This window comes from Pseudarthrobacter sp. NS4 (assembly GCF_024758005.1).
Taxonomy (GTDB): domain Bacteria; phylum Actinomycetota; class Actinomycetes; order Actinomycetales; family Micrococcaceae; genus Arthrobacter.
Map to the genome: position 1 here is coordinate 33690 of NZ_CP103288.1, position 12827 is coordinate 46516.

Here is a 12827-nt window from a genome sequence, read left to right on the forward strand (position 1 = left end):
AACTACAAGATGATCTAACCGCAGGCAATGGGACTGCCCCGGCTTTTGTTGGCTCGGGGTCTTAGGCCTCAGAGTCCGCTTCAGTCGGGCTGGTTGCCTGCGGTGCCGTTGATGGTGAATGGTGTCGAGACTCCCTCGTACATGAGGTGGGCGATAAGGCCGTCGGCGGCGTGGGGGAGGGTGTGGCAGTGGTTACTCCATATGCCCGGGTTGTCGGCGGTGAAGGCGATCTCGTATGACTCGCCGGGGCGGACGTCGAGTGAGTCGACCCACCATGGGCTTCCTGACGCCGATTTTCCGTCGCGTGAGAGCACGAGGACGTGGTGGCCGTGCAGGTGCATCGGATGTACCTCGCCGGTCTGGTTGACGATGCGCATCACGACGACGTCGTTCTCGCGCACGTGGAACATCGGTACGTCGGGGAAGAGCCGTCCGTTGATCGTCCAGAAGTTGCCGGGGCGGCCGTCGATGAGGCCGAACCGGCGCCCGATCACGTAGTCGAATGTGACATCCGGCGATCGTGGGTCCAGTTCGGGTGGGACCGGATCGCCGTACGCCAGCAGGTCCAGTGTCTCGGAGGGCTGCCGCGCTGATGGCGGGGCAGTGGCCGGATCGCCGATGGAGATGCTGCGTGCCCCGCCGACGTGGAGGCGCGCCGAGCCCTGTGCGGGGGCTTGCAGCGTAACGTCCGCCCGTCCGCCCGCGGGGATGAGTACCGTCTTGCCTTCGATGAGGGCCGGGTCGTTCACCTCGCGCCCGTCGGTCGCGACGACCCGGAAGGGAGAGGCGGACCAGACTGCGGCCGTGCCCTGGTCTGTGTTGATGATGCGGGTTCGAACCGTGGTTCCGGGTTCAGCCGGGACATGCTCGTCCTGCACCCGCCCGTTGAGTGTGTGCTGGCCCCCGTAGACGTGCAGGAGCGCGACGACCTCGGTTCCGTAGTTATTAACCGGCGGTCCGGCGGGTTCTATGACGACCGCCCCGAGAAGCCCGCCTTCGACCTGCTCATGGGATACCTGATGGGAGTGGTACCAGTAGGTGCCGGCGTCCTCGGCAATAAACCGGTAGACATAACGACCTCCAATTTGTACCGCGTCCTGCGTGATGCCTGCGACCCCGTCAGCGGCGTTGGGCACGTCAATGCCGTGCCAGTGCAGGGTGGCACCAGCCGCAACTGACTCGTTGACGAATACCACCTCGATAAGAGCGCCCTGGGTCGCTCTTATCGTCGGTCCGGGGGACGTGCCGTTTACGGTGTACCCGTCAAAAGGACGCCCGCCTGGTATGTCGATCATCTGCTGGCGGGCGATGAGTTCGACGCGGATGTCAGGAATCCGGAGTGGGTCCGCGATCAGCTCTGTGACGCTTGTGGCACTGACGGGGTCCTGCGTGCCCGAGCCAGCGCCATGGACATGACCTGCCTGCCCGCCACCCATGTCCATGACCGAGTATTCGCCCAGCAGCGTCGAGCTCCAGCCCAGTGCGCCGAGGCCAAGAGCGGCGGCCACCGCCACCCCGACGGTGGCGCGCCGGAAGAGGTCATGTCGTGATGGCATCAGAGGCCGGTTTCTCGGCAGTGATGAAGTTGGGCCGGCTGATGCGTAACGCCGCGTATATGGCGGCGAGCAGGATGGCCAGGGCGTTCGCACCGTGGACCAGGCCAAGGTAGGGCATATCGGTGATTGAGTATCCGAGGGTGATCTGCAGTGCGACGAGGAAGAGAACGATGGCCGCCCACTTGCGTGCGCCGCGCACCTTTACGAAGAAAGCGACGATGACCAACACGATGGCGGCGATGGGAATGACCATGCCCCCGACGATGCCGTGGATTGGGAATCCGAGGTCACCGGTGAACGTCGCTTGGCGGCTCTCGACGAGGGCCTTGTCAATGACGCCGCCACCTTGGATGTAATGGCCCATCCCGCCCAGGCCAAAGGCGATCGAAGCGGCCTGTACAACGACACCGCCGGCGATGATCCAGGCTATGACGGAGTAGAACCTGCGCATGATGTCCTCCAAATTGCGTGGTCGAAGTTCCGCGGCCTCCGCTTGACCCCACGTTAGGCTCCCCTGGGACGTGCCGGAACGCGGATGGCCGCAGTGGCGCAGGGGGCCAGCCTCCATGACGGGTGGGGGAGTACCCCCTCCCGGTAATCGCGCCGGTGGCGGATTATAGGATTGTGCTCCGCAGATGGAGATTGCTTGCAATGCTGGCTCCGCTCGGGGCGGCGTCACTGCTTTACGTCCTCATCGTCCGCGGATTCGTGGAGCCGGCTGCGGATCACAGTCTTGCCTGGCCGTTGGTCGGTGTATTGCCGACGTTCGTCTTCGGCGTCTGGCTGCTCACAGTGTCGTCATCTCGGTCGGCGATCTTCATTGCCGTGGCATCCACCGCCATGGCTGTGGGGTCGGCGTATGAAACCTTCGTGCAGCGGAACGTTGAACTGATTCAGCAGCCCTGGTTCCCCCTCTTCAATATGGTGGGCCTGACAGCGGATGCGGTGGCGACCGCCGCCTTCCTCGTCACATTCGCCACCTACCCGACGGGGATTCCGGAACGCAAATGGCAACAGGTCGCTGTCGCTCTCGTCTGGGTTCCGGTGCTCGTCGGCCCGCTCACCCTGCTGACGACACCTCACGTCATCATGCCGCCATACGTGGGAATCAGCGGCGATGCCCTTCCGAACCAGTTCGCTGTGCCGGGGCTCGAGTGGGCCTCTCCTGGCGTCTACTACCTCATCTACCAGCCGTGGCCGAGTGTACTGCTTGGGCTAGGTGTGCTTTACTCACGTGCGCTCTTAGGTGCAGCGGAAGTTCGGGCGCGTCTGCTGGCCATAACCTGGGTGGTTACGGCGTCGTTGATCAGCTTCATCCTGTGGACGTTCACCCCGCCGAATTGGATTACGACGGTCGCCGTCTTCGCGTCGCTTATCGCAATTCCTCTCGCGGCTATCCACGGCATCTTCCGGTACGGAGCCTTTGACATCGCACCAGATGACCGCGGGCGCCTGGTGGCCCGCTCATCGAACCTGTTAATCACGGTGCTCTACGGGGTCGCCACCGCCACGCCCGCCGTCCTGCTCGCTGACCGCCTGACCGGCGTCGGTGCCATCTTGCTCACAGCGATCTTCGCCGTCTGCCTGCTGCCACTCCGCGGGTGGCTGAGACACTGGATCCATCGCGCTGTCTTCGGCGACAGGGACCGCCAGTTGATGCTGCTCAGCCATCTCGGAACCCAATTGGTTCAAGCGGTAGAACCCCACGAACTGCTCACCCGGCTGACAGACGCTGTGCGTGAAGGTCTTGACGCCTCATGGGTGCGGATCAGGCTGGCAGGACCCGACGGCAATCTCACCGCGTCTGCGATGGGGGAGGCCGGCGAGGCGAACGGGGATCCGGTCCACTCGTGCGACATCGTACGGGCCGATGAAACCCTCGGCCGCATTGAGGTCGGCCCCCGCCGACGGGGGGACTACAGCGACTCGGAACGGGCGCTGCTGCGTACTGTCGCAGGCCAGGCCGGTCCGTCGGTCGCCAATGTGCGCCTCAGTGCCCAACTCGCCCAGCAACTGAACGAACTCACGGCATCCCGTGAACGGCTCGTCGCGGCGCAGGACGATGAGCGCAAACGCTTGGAGCGGGACCTGCACGACGGGATCCAGCAGAATGTCGTGGCGCAGATTGCCGGGCTCCGCCTCGCCCGGAACCGCTTGGAGCGCGGCGAGCTCACGGCGGACGAACTGGCCGGGCTGCAGGATCAGGCCAGGGAAACGCTGACAGACCTTCGCGAGCTTGCGCACGGCATCCACCCGCCCGTGTTGAGCGATAACGGTCTGGTGGCGGCCATCGAGTCGAGCGTGGCGAGATTCCCGCTCCCGCTGACCGTCAAAGCGGACGACGGCGTTCGTGCCGAGCGATTCCCTGAAGACGTAGAGACAACGGCGTACTACGTCGTGCGGGAGGCACTGGCAAATACAGCAAAGCACGCCCATGCGAACCTCGCCTCAGTCGGGCTCGTTCGGAAAGATGGTTATCTGCAGATCGCAATCACCGACGACGGATGCGGCATCGGCACCCTTACACCGCTAACCAGCGGCGGCCTGGCGAACATCCACGACCGGGTGGCGGCCCTGCACGGTAGTGTCAACGTCTTGGGCAATGACCCGTCGGGAACCACTGTGCTGGTCAAGCTCCCCGTGGAGCGGGGGTGACTGTGTTGGAGGATCCGGGCGTGCTGCGGGTGGTCATTGCCGAGGACAACTACCTCGTACGCGAGGGGGTCCGTCGTTTGCTGGCGGACTCCGGCGAGATCGATGTCGTCGCCTGTACCGGCAACGCGACCGAGTTGCTTGACGCCGTGCGTCGATTCTCCCCCGATTCGGTGCTCACAGACATCCGGATGCCGCCCGGCCATCATATGGAAGGTATCGAGGCCGCCCTTGCGATACGCGCCGCACACCCGGGCACAGGCGTGGTGGTACTGTCGCAGCACGCCGACGAAAGCTATGCACTTGCGCTCTTCGCCGGCGGCTCAGCGGGCCTCGGCTACTTGCTGAAAGATCGCATCGGCGATCTCGAGGACCTCGTGCACGCGCTCCGTGAGGTGCACGCAGGCGGTTCCGTCATTGACCCACAGATCGTCGACACGCTCGTACGCCGCCGCAGCGTGGACGCGGCTAACCCGCTGTCGGACTTGTCCCCGCGTGAGCTCGACGTGCTGCGCGAGATGGCACAGGGAAAAACGAACGCAGGCATCGAACAGTCGCTCCACCTCTCGTCCTCCACCGTCGAAAAGCACGTCAACGCCATCTTCACCAAGCTCCACATACCCGTCACGGGTGTGCACCGTCGTGTTGCCGCGGTGCTCACCTTTCTGCAGAGCGACGGACCTGATGTGACCGCCGAGGAGCAATCTCTGCCTTAGCTGATGTTGCGATTGACGGTGCACATCCCCACCAGTCACGGCTCCGGCAGAGGTTGTGAACTTCCGGGTTCCGTGAAACGACTGTTCTTCTTTTTTGACGCGAGACGTACCGTTAGCGGAATCCCAGGTCCGGGCGGCGGGTTCCTGACGAAACGGAAGAAGGGGGCGAAACAGATGACACTCAAAGACGAGTGGGACCGGCTTGATTCAGAGACGCTCAGTGGCTTTTGGACAACCCGGGGTGCGTGATGGTGGCCCCGCACTGTCGCTGCCCGAATCCAGCAAAATTCGGCAGGACACCTCGATATCGACGAGCATGGCCCAGATGCACCTTTCCCGTGAGGATCCGGATTTTATCCGCGAGAAAGGAACGGGCATGGGTGCACGGGAAATCAGAGAGGAAGTGCGGTGTGGGGCTTCCAGACTGGCCCTGATCTCATCTGGCAGGGGGTCTTATCTGGTGCCGTCTGGCCGCTTGCGCGCGGCGGCGGAGTCCAGGAACTGCGGTGTTCCGGGACCGATGGGGTTGTCGCTGGTCTGGCCAGAGTGGCTGGGGTGTGGGGTTTGGTTTAGCTGGATCAGGCCGTCCAACTGGCGCAGAATCCATTCCCTGACGGCCTGTTCTTCCTCCCAGGATTCAACGTAACTCCAGCGGGCCGCGAGTTCATCGCGAAACTCTTCCAGCGTCTCGCGCTGGATGCCGTGCCGGAACTGATCGGCGATGGATGCACGAGCCTGACGACGCTGCTCATCGCTCCAGCGTTCGGGTGGAACGATGGTTCCTGTTCCGTCGCGGATCACGGCACGGGGACGTTGATTCATCGGCAGCACTGGATCTGTCCTTCCGGGTTTAGTTTGACCTGGCAGATCAGGTATCGGTCCCAGTATGGCCGCTGCCTTCAGCCTCAGAAAACCCGCGCCGGCAGCTACATCCATCCAGGCGTCATACGTGAGTACCCCGCCCTTCCCGACCTGTCGACGGTGGCTGCCAGACGATGTCCTGTGGCGGCTGCCAGTCAGGCACAGGGCCGAGCGGCCCCGCTATCGGTCCAAATTCGGGAGCTTCAGGACGGGAAGAAGCTTGCCATGAGGGACAGTCCGTGGGAAGCCGCGGCTCCGGCTCCGTCAGCAACCACCAGCTTTCCTATGTCGTCTTCTTCATGGGGCTTGAAGCAGATTGGCTGCTCTCCTGCCTCCCGGTGGAAGAACTGTGGATCGGGGCCGGGAACAGGCTGATAATGAACGCACGGCCAGTCCCGCGCCGACCGGTTCCCCAGGCCTTGGCGGGCACCGCACGTACTTCCGGCGGGAGGAAGGTTCCATGGCGCTGTCCGATGAAGAGCGCAGGCGACTTGAAAAGCTTGAACAGGACCTGGCGGCAAGCGATCCGGACCTGGCCCGGGAACTGCAGTCCGGATTGCCCGGTAGCGGGGCTGCGGCCCGCCCTGTTTACGCCATCTTGGCCGCTTTAGCCGGCTTCGCGCTGATCATCGTGGGGATCGTCACGCGGCTTACGGTCACCGGCGTCGTTGGATTCCTGCTGATGGGGGCAGGCGTTTACTGGTTCCTTAGCGCCCTCCATTGGCGGGACAGGACCAGGTAGGGCGGGACAGGACCAGGTAGGCTGCCACGACCGGCAGCGCAGTCAAGATTCGTGGGCGGCAGCGACGCTGAACCTGCGTGGCGGACCGAAACCCACGGCAGGCCGGCCCCGCACGCACTGTTCCCCCCGGCAATCAGGAACGTATCCTGAGGACGTCAATCATAACCATGTCACCCAGGAGGCAGTCGATGACCATTCCGCCGCCACCGGAACCGGGACCGTTTCCCCCCGGACCGGGCCGCCCCGGGACACCGGACCCGACGTTCCCCGTTCCGCCGTCACCGTTTCCCGATCCGAACCCGGCTCCCGATCCCTTACCCGTACCCGACCCAGGGCCGGTACCGCCGCGCCCGGACCCCACCCGCACACCATAGACCAGCGGCACTCCCCAACGGGGTGACCCGAAGGATTACTTACCGCCGTCCGGTGTCATGAACGACATGGACACGGTTCCAAAGCGGACCAGTCCAGCGGGAAAAGGGCGGGTGGTCCAGCAGGCAGCATGGCGCCGTTCCCCCGAAAGCTCTACGGTGGCCCCCGGCGCCGCCCCGATAATCTCTCGGCCCCGATCCGGGCCAGGCTCCTGGCCGATCCCATGGGAACAGTGCCGGCGGAACTGGCCTCCGAGGCGTGCGGGGAAATCATCTGTGCCGAACAGCTGCGGAGTAGGCGTAGGCGTCGGCGGCGAAAGGCCAAGAGTGTAATCGCGGATCGCGGCATGGAAACACATGCTTTGTCCTACGCTTTTACACGCAGATTTGAAGGTCTTACGTCCTCAAGCGGGGACTCAACGGGTCACGTCAGGGTTTTTGCCGCGGCGGAGTTGCCGTATCAGCGCCGCCGCAGTCGCTAGCTCTACGCCGTAGACCAGCAGGGGCGGCAAGTCACCGGTAGTGGCCAGGGCGCCAGCGAAGACCGCGGCCCCACCCAGGTTAAGCCAGCCCGGCCAACGGAGCTCCCGTGGCAGGGTCCCGGAGTTTGCGTGGCCACGCGCCGGGGCCAGCAAAGCACCACCCAGGGCAGACATACCAGCCAGACTCAGCCACATGTACCCGTGGAACGGCCACATGGGCAGATTCCCTAACGCGAAGGCTTCCGGATCCCTGTACCGCGCCTCCAGTTCGACCAGGAACAGGACAGCTCCCGTGGACAGGAGAAGTGCAGCGCTCTGGGCAAGCCGCTGACCCGCCAAGGGATCCTGTTTGCCTCCGTCGCTTCCTGTTTTCCAGTGACGGGTGAGCATCACCACCCCAACTGGCAATACAACAGTACCTGCGGCGAAGAGCAGTTGCTCGGCCTTCCACTGCACGGGATCAGCCTGCAGAATGGCCAATTTGGCCTGCGGATCTCCTTCGATAAACACCCGTGAGATTGGCATAAAGGCCGCGGCCAGAAACATCACGGATCCCGTGGCCATGACGGCTGCCGACGCTGTTGCATCTCCCCGAATTTTCACGGTCATGGGACGAAGGTAACCCTTCCAAGCCGGCATGCACAATACTCCGGGCACAGCGGCGGGGATGTGTTTGACCTGCCAGTGGCTGGGTTGTGGCAGCCGGCGCGATTGAGGCCTTCGAGGCCCTCCGTGCCCACTCAAGTCAGGCGTTGACCTGATGTTCTTGCCGACCCGCCGCAGCACCAGACCTCTCGCCCTTGGGCTTGGGAAGGATGACCTCATACTGAGGTCGAGGTCGAGGAGTTCGCCATGGAACTCCTCATGACGCAAAGGCGGTCGGGCCCCTGATCCTTACCCTAGCCGCGCTGCACTGCTTGGCGTCTCTTCGCTAGGTGATTGAGCACGAAGGGTTTTCGCCTCGTCACCAGACAAGGACGGGGAGCTACGCGGAAAATGTGCGGGTTTCCACACAATGCCAGGCGCAGCATTGCCCGGGTTCGTCGGCGGGGGCTAGCTTGTGCCCAAATGTAGACGTTCGATTACCGGAGGTTCAGCGGGCAATCTGGTGTCGACCGAGGATTGCGTTCCTCCACGGCTAAGGACTGAAGATGTCAAAAGCGCGGCCGCGGGTCAATTACTCCGACGCTAACGTATTCTTCCCCGCACACTTACGGACCCGCAGAGCGTTCTTCCGCTGATGGCTGCTGGCTGATATGGCAAACATGATGTCCCCCAACGTCGCCGTAGTTATACGTGCGCGCCGTGCCGTCTGGTTGCTTGCCTTACCTTTGCCGGGGACTATATGGGGTGCCGGCCTGGCAGTGGTAAGTCCGCCCGCTACTTGCCCTACTGGACCGGGTTCTTGCTTTTATGACTACCGTCTGATGGTCCGGGGGTCAGCTCATGCGCCCAGCGGCTAAAGTACTCTCTCTTGGGGGCAACACGATCTGGTTGACCGGAGCCCGTGTGGTGCCGATGGTAACGGGTCTTCTGTTTTGGGCCCTGGCTGCAATTCTCTTGGCCCCGGCTGAGCTCGGTTTAGCTTCCGCGGTCGTGGCGGCGGCGCTGCTGACAGTTCAAATAGGGATGCTTGGTGTTGGCCCGGCCATACTGACCCTCCTGCCCGCCGAAACCGATGGGCGTCGGCTGGTAACCACAAGCCTGCTCACTGTAGGGCTCTCATCACTTATAGTCGCGACCGGGCTGGTCTTAATAACGCGAGCCCTCGGTCCTGGGGTCGGCCAAGCCTGGGATGATCCATCCGCGGCGGTGGCGTTTTTGGCTGCCGCTTTTTTCGCTACCACGGCTTACCAACTTGACCATATCCAATCTGCGCAAAGCCAAGCCCATTTGGCGTTGATGCGCAGTTTCCTCCAGAGTCTCGTCCAGTTGGCGGTTCTGGTTATTTCCCTGGCCGGTGGATACCGCACTCTGAACATCGTTGTCACCGCGGTCGCCACCGGAGCCGCAGCCAGCGTACTTCTTGGACTGCTGCAGGTGTACCGTGGCCTTGGTCCCAGGCGGAAAAAAGCCCTGCAGGTTCGGGAAATCCTGAACCTGCTTCGCCCCGCGCTCCGGAATTATCCCCTTATGCTCTCTGACCGCGCGCCAGGCTACCTGTTGCCTCTCATCATCGCCGCTACACTCAGCGCCTCAGCCACTGCGGCCTGGTACGTGGTCTGGATGCTGGCAACAGCAGTCTTTTTCGTTCCGCAGTCCGCCGGCTATTCTCTGCAGACTAAGCTCGCAGCCCCCGGCCATCATCCGGGGCTGGTTGTACGGGCGCTTCGAATCAGCCTCCTACTCACCCTTGCGGCCGGGGGAGTCCTGCTTGGAGCCAGCCGCTTTATCCTGCAATTGCTGGGCTCTCAGTACGCCCCGCATTGGGTTTTATTTCTCATACTGGTCCCGGCATTGGTCCTGAATTGTGTGACGCAGGTTTACTACGGCGTTTGCCGGGCCCGTGGACATCAGGCGGAAGCAACCGCCGTCGCAGTCCTGGCAGCAGCCATCGCAGTAGTGCCTGCCAGCGCCGCAGCCCATCTCTACGCGCTACCCGGGGTGTCGGTGCTGTGGCTTGCAGCCCAGTTAGCAGCAGCACTCGTTGCTGCCTGGCGCCTGCGGAAGATTCACGCCCGCGCAGAAAGTCCAAAAGCAAACGACATCCCTGCGCGTACAGTCGGCAACCCGGACGAATTGAACACACCCTGATTCGAAGGCGATATGGATCGCGTTGTCCCGCACGCGCCGGTCCTCCCGACGGACTGTTGGATGCCCAGGTCGGTACAGACGTCGTTGAGCTGTGAGGAGGTGTATTGAGTGCCGCGGTCTGCGTGGAACATGACCCCGGCCGGTCCGCCGCGGAGGATGATAGGCCATGCGCAGCGCGCGTTCGACCAGGGCGCCGGTCTGCAACGAGTCCATCGCCACCCAATCACGCGCCGGGAGCAGGCATTCCTGACAGCACACAAATCCACCCAACCCTCATCGGTGCGCAGGTACGTGATATCCGAGATCCACACTGCATCAAGGGCCCCGGTATCCCACTTCCTGGCCACCAGAACCGGGATCGATGCACCCGGGCCTCACCGATTGGCGCTACTGGCCGGAACCGCCGCGGAGATCCCTTCCAGACCCTGTCGGCCCGGCGCGTCGAGGAGACCACAGTCTTCCGGTCTACGGCGGTACGGTTCCAGGTCCGGCGGGCTCATACGGACTCTAACGGGACCTACGCAGCACCTGCGATCCAGGCCGCGCTGACCCCGTGTATCCTCCGATGCCTGCGCCGCTCCAGGCTGCGATGGATGTACAAAGGCAGTGCCGGCACCCCATCCTCACGGATAAAAAGTCCCGGTACTTGGCGTATGGTGCGAGCAGCGACCTACGTTTTGAAGGTGAGGACGAGCTTGGATGCTGCGGTGTTGCCGGCTTCCTTGAAGTTGAGGTCCAGGCCGTTCACTGCTGCTGGAGTCCATGCCAAGTGAGATTTGTTGGCCGAGTTCACCGGCCAGAACGCTGACGGTCAGCGGAACGTTGTAGTTGGTGTTGGTCGTTGTCGGGCCAAGCGTGCGATGCCGGCACCGAGCGCCGGATGGTTGCTGTACGTGGTCCCGCCCTCGGTCCAGGTGTCATCAGCGACCAGCTTGATGTTCTGCGTACCTGTCGACCCGTTCGTAGGCGGAGAGGTCGAACTTCAAGTACGCGACCTCCTCCGGGCTGTTGTCTACGTCCAGCAGGGTACTGGTGCCGTGGTTCGTCGTCCCCGCACCGCTGGACACGTAGCTGTCAGCGGTGGCAGTGAGCGCTACGGTTTGCCCCTGTCAGATTCACCGTCACCGCCACAGCAGTCGCATCAGCAGCCGGAGACGTATCCGTCACCGTTGGGGGCGTACCACCACCACCGCCGCCTGCTTCGTCAGGGGGAGTAAAAGTGCCAGTACCGGCTGGTGGCGTTCACATCGGCCAGCACCAGCAGACCGCTGTTGCCCGTGCCCCGTGCCGAAGCGTTGAGGTTCTGCTTCGTCGACGTCACGTTGTTGACATACTGGTCAGCGTCCACGATACGAGCCGTCTTCGTGGTGGTGAAGCTGATCGTGTCCAGCGCCGTGGATTTTTCGTAGATCGCACCTCCCGAGCTGGTGCAGACGCCGGCGTTCGTCGTGCCACTGGGCTTCGGATAGGTAGCGAAGGTACGCAACCTCTGCGTGCTCTCATCAATCAGGACGATCACCCGGTTCGGGCACTCGGCCACAGTCGCGATCGTGTGCGCCGACCAGGTCGTACCACTCAATGCCAACAGCTGGATCAGCGGCTGGGACGCGGAGGTGAACGAGGTCTTGATAGCGGCGAAAACCCTTCCACCCGAGGAGTCCAGCCACTTCAGGTTCATATGGTCATCACCGCTGCGATACCCCTTCACCGCCGCGACAGGAGTGCTCCAGGTGGTCTTCGACGCTCCATCGACGTGGTAGCTCCAGTACATGCCGTCGGTGGAATCACCGACCTGACGGCTCCACATCACACCCATCTTCCCGTCGAACGCGATCACAGCCGAATTGTCGTCCACAGAGACGTTGCTCAACGATGAAGGATGCGCGAACGGCGTTCCCCAGGTCTTGCCATCCGTTCCAGTGACGTTCAGATAGATCCGGTTCCCCTGCTGCCACGTCGCCCACACCCGACCGGTCGAGTCCTTGTCGATGGACAGGGTCTCAACGCGGTGGTCATTGATTTTTGTAGAACTCAGCAGCGAGTACTTCTTTGTACCCGGGTCGTAGCTGTAACGCCGCATGGTGCTTGGGTAGTTCGGTTCAGCCGGCAGACCGTCGTTAACGAACCGATAGCTCGCCACATGCAATGTCTTCCCGTCCCACAACACGTCATGGTGAGTGTTCGCCCGCGTTTCCGTCGCCACACCTGTATCGGCCCAGGAGCTCGTCGAGGCATTGAAGCGGAAGATGTGGAAATCCGAGCTGGCAGTGTCCCACAGGTTCCCCCACCAGATCCCGTCGTTGAACCACAACGCATTCGTCTGCCGCTTCGTACCCGTCGGTGTCCCGGTCCCCGTATGGGACGGGCCCTCGACCCCGACATCACCCGTAGCAGCCGACGCCGCAACCGGGACCACCAGGCCGGCCAGCGCAACCAGCAGCGCTGTCAGCAGTGCGTGAAGCCGTAGATTCCGCGACCCGCGGAGACGAAGACCAGCCGGGCCACCGACTCCCCGTCTTACAAAAAGCTGGGAAGTCCTGGGACCTCGATTGCGCTTGCCCATGTTAGATAGTGGATTTTCCAGCATCTTTACTCCCCGGAGTTCAATATCACAGTCAACCCTCAGGTTGTTCAGTGTTAGTGCTGGACGCATCAAAAGCAATCCCCGGTACCCCCTCTTGTGCTGGTCCTGC

General features: G+C 62.9%; 11 protein-coding genes. 4 read left to right on the forward strand and 7 right to left on the reverse strand.

Features of this window, described 5'->3' with window-relative positions; all coding sequences use genetic code 11:
- Window positions 1-80: 80 nt before the first annotated feature.
- Together NXY83_RS00175 and NXY83_RS00180 are read right to left on the reverse strand one after the other, a co-directional pair.
- Complete coding sequence (locus tag NXY83_RS00175; protein WP_258804119.1) at window positions 81-1556, reverse strand: multicopper oxidase family protein; 1476 nt, start codon at window positions 1554-1556, stop codon at window positions 81-83.
- Window positions 1540-2007 (reverse strand): hypothetical protein, encoded by a 468-nt coding sequence (locus tag NXY83_RS00180; protein ID WP_258804120.1) that lies wholly within the window; start codon window positions 2005-2007, stop codon window positions 1540-1542. The genes NXY83_RS00175 and NXY83_RS00180 overlap by 17 nt, the downstream gene beginning before the upstream one ends.
- A 173-nt stretch (window positions 2008-2180) precedes the next feature.
- Here NXY83_RS00180 and NXY83_RS00185 point away from each other — a divergent pair, with 173 nt between their 5' ends.
- Window positions 2181-4211, forward strand: a complete 2031-nt coding sequence (locus NXY83_RS00185; protein WP_258804121.1) for a sensor histidine kinase — start codon at window positions 2181-2183, stop codon at window positions 4209-4211.
- The gene (locus tag NXY83_RS00190; RefSeq protein WP_258804122.1) at window positions 4208-4924 is read left to right on the forward strand and encodes a response regulator transcription factor; all 717 of its coding nucleotides are present in this window, start codon (window positions 4208-4210) and stop codon (window positions 4922-4924) included. The genes NXY83_RS00185 and NXY83_RS00190 overlap by 4 nt, the downstream gene beginning before the upstream one ends.
- Window positions 4925-5377: 453 nt before the next feature.
- On the opposite strand, the gene NXY83_RS00195 is transcribed toward NXY83_RS00190, so the two are convergent.
- Window positions 5378-5860 (reverse strand): hypothetical protein, encoded by a 483-nt coding sequence (locus NXY83_RS00195; RefSeq protein WP_258804123.1) that lies wholly within the window; start codon window positions 5858-5860, stop codon window positions 5378-5380.
- 385 nt (window positions 5861-6245) lie between these two features.
- On the opposite strand from NXY83_RS00195, the gene NXY83_RS00200 reads away from it, so the two are divergent.
- The gene (locus tag NXY83_RS00200) at window positions 6246-6527 is read left to right on the forward strand and encodes a DUF3040 domain-containing protein (protein ID WP_258804124.1); all 282 of its coding nucleotides are present in this window, start codon (window positions 6246-6248) and stop codon (window positions 6525-6527) included.
- Window positions 6528-7314: 787 nt separating this feature from the next.
- Here NXY83_RS00200 and NXY83_RS00205 read toward each other — a convergent pair.
- Window positions 7315-7989, reverse strand: a complete 675-nt coding sequence (locus tag NXY83_RS00205; protein WP_258804125.1) for a hypothetical protein — start codon at window positions 7987-7989, stop codon at window positions 7315-7317.
- A gap of 885 nt (window positions 7990-8874) precedes the next feature.
- On the opposite strand from NXY83_RS00205, the gene NXY83_RS00210 reads away from it, so the two are divergent.
- The gene (locus tag NXY83_RS00210; RefSeq protein ID WP_258804126.1) at window positions 8875-10134 is read left to right on the forward strand and encodes a hypothetical protein; all 1260 of its coding nucleotides are present in this window, start codon (window positions 8875-8877) and stop codon (window positions 10132-10134) included.
- On the opposite strand, the gene NXY83_RS00215 is transcribed toward NXY83_RS00210, so the two are convergent.
- From NXY83_RS00215 to NXY83_RS00220, 3 genes are all read right to left on the reverse strand, one after another.
- Complete coding sequence (locus NXY83_RS00215) at window positions 10053-10481, reverse strand: DDE-type integrase/transposase/recombinase (protein WP_397427540.1); 429 nt, start codon at window positions 10479-10481, stop codon at window positions 10053-10055. The two genes, NXY83_RS00210 and NXY83_RS00215, sit on opposite strands and share 82 nt — an antisense overlap.
- Window positions 10482-11054: 573 nt before the next feature.
- Window positions 11055-11201: a hypothetical protein gene (locus NXY83_RS21155; protein WP_425327179.1), complete on the reverse strand. Its 147-nt coding sequence runs from the start codon at window positions 11199-11201 to the stop codon at window positions 11055-11057.
- Between the two features lie 137 nt (window positions 11202-11338).
- The gene (locus NXY83_RS00220) at window positions 11339-12445 is read right to left on the reverse strand and encodes a hypothetical protein (RefSeq protein WP_258804127.1); all 1107 of its coding nucleotides are present in this window, start codon (window positions 12443-12445) and stop codon (window positions 11339-11341) included.
- Window positions 12446-12827 lie beyond the last annotated feature (382 nt).

Bases quoted from the DNA above. Each gene is read 5' to 3' on its own strand.
- NXY83_RS00175 (WP_258804119.1), bottom strand. From the start codon at position 1,556: ATGCCATCACGACATGACCTCTTCCGGCGCGCCACCGTCGGGGTGGCG.
- NXY83_RS00195 (WP_258804123.1), bottom strand. From the start codon at position 5,860: ATGGATGTAGCTGCCGGCGCGGGTTTTCTGAGGCTGAAGGCAGCGGCC.
- NXY83_RS00200 (WP_258804124.1), top strand. From the start codon at position 6,246: ATGGCGCTGTCCGATGAAGAGCGCAGGCGACTTGAAAAGCTTGAACAG.
- NXY83_RS00205 (WP_258804125.1), bottom strand. From the start codon at position 7,989: ATGACCGTGAAAATTCGGGGAGATGCAACAGCGTCGGCAGCCGTCATG.
- NXY83_RS00180 (WP_258804120.1), bottom strand. From the start codon at position 2,007: ATGCGCAGGTTCTACTCCGTCATAGCCTGGATCATCGCCGGCGGTGTC.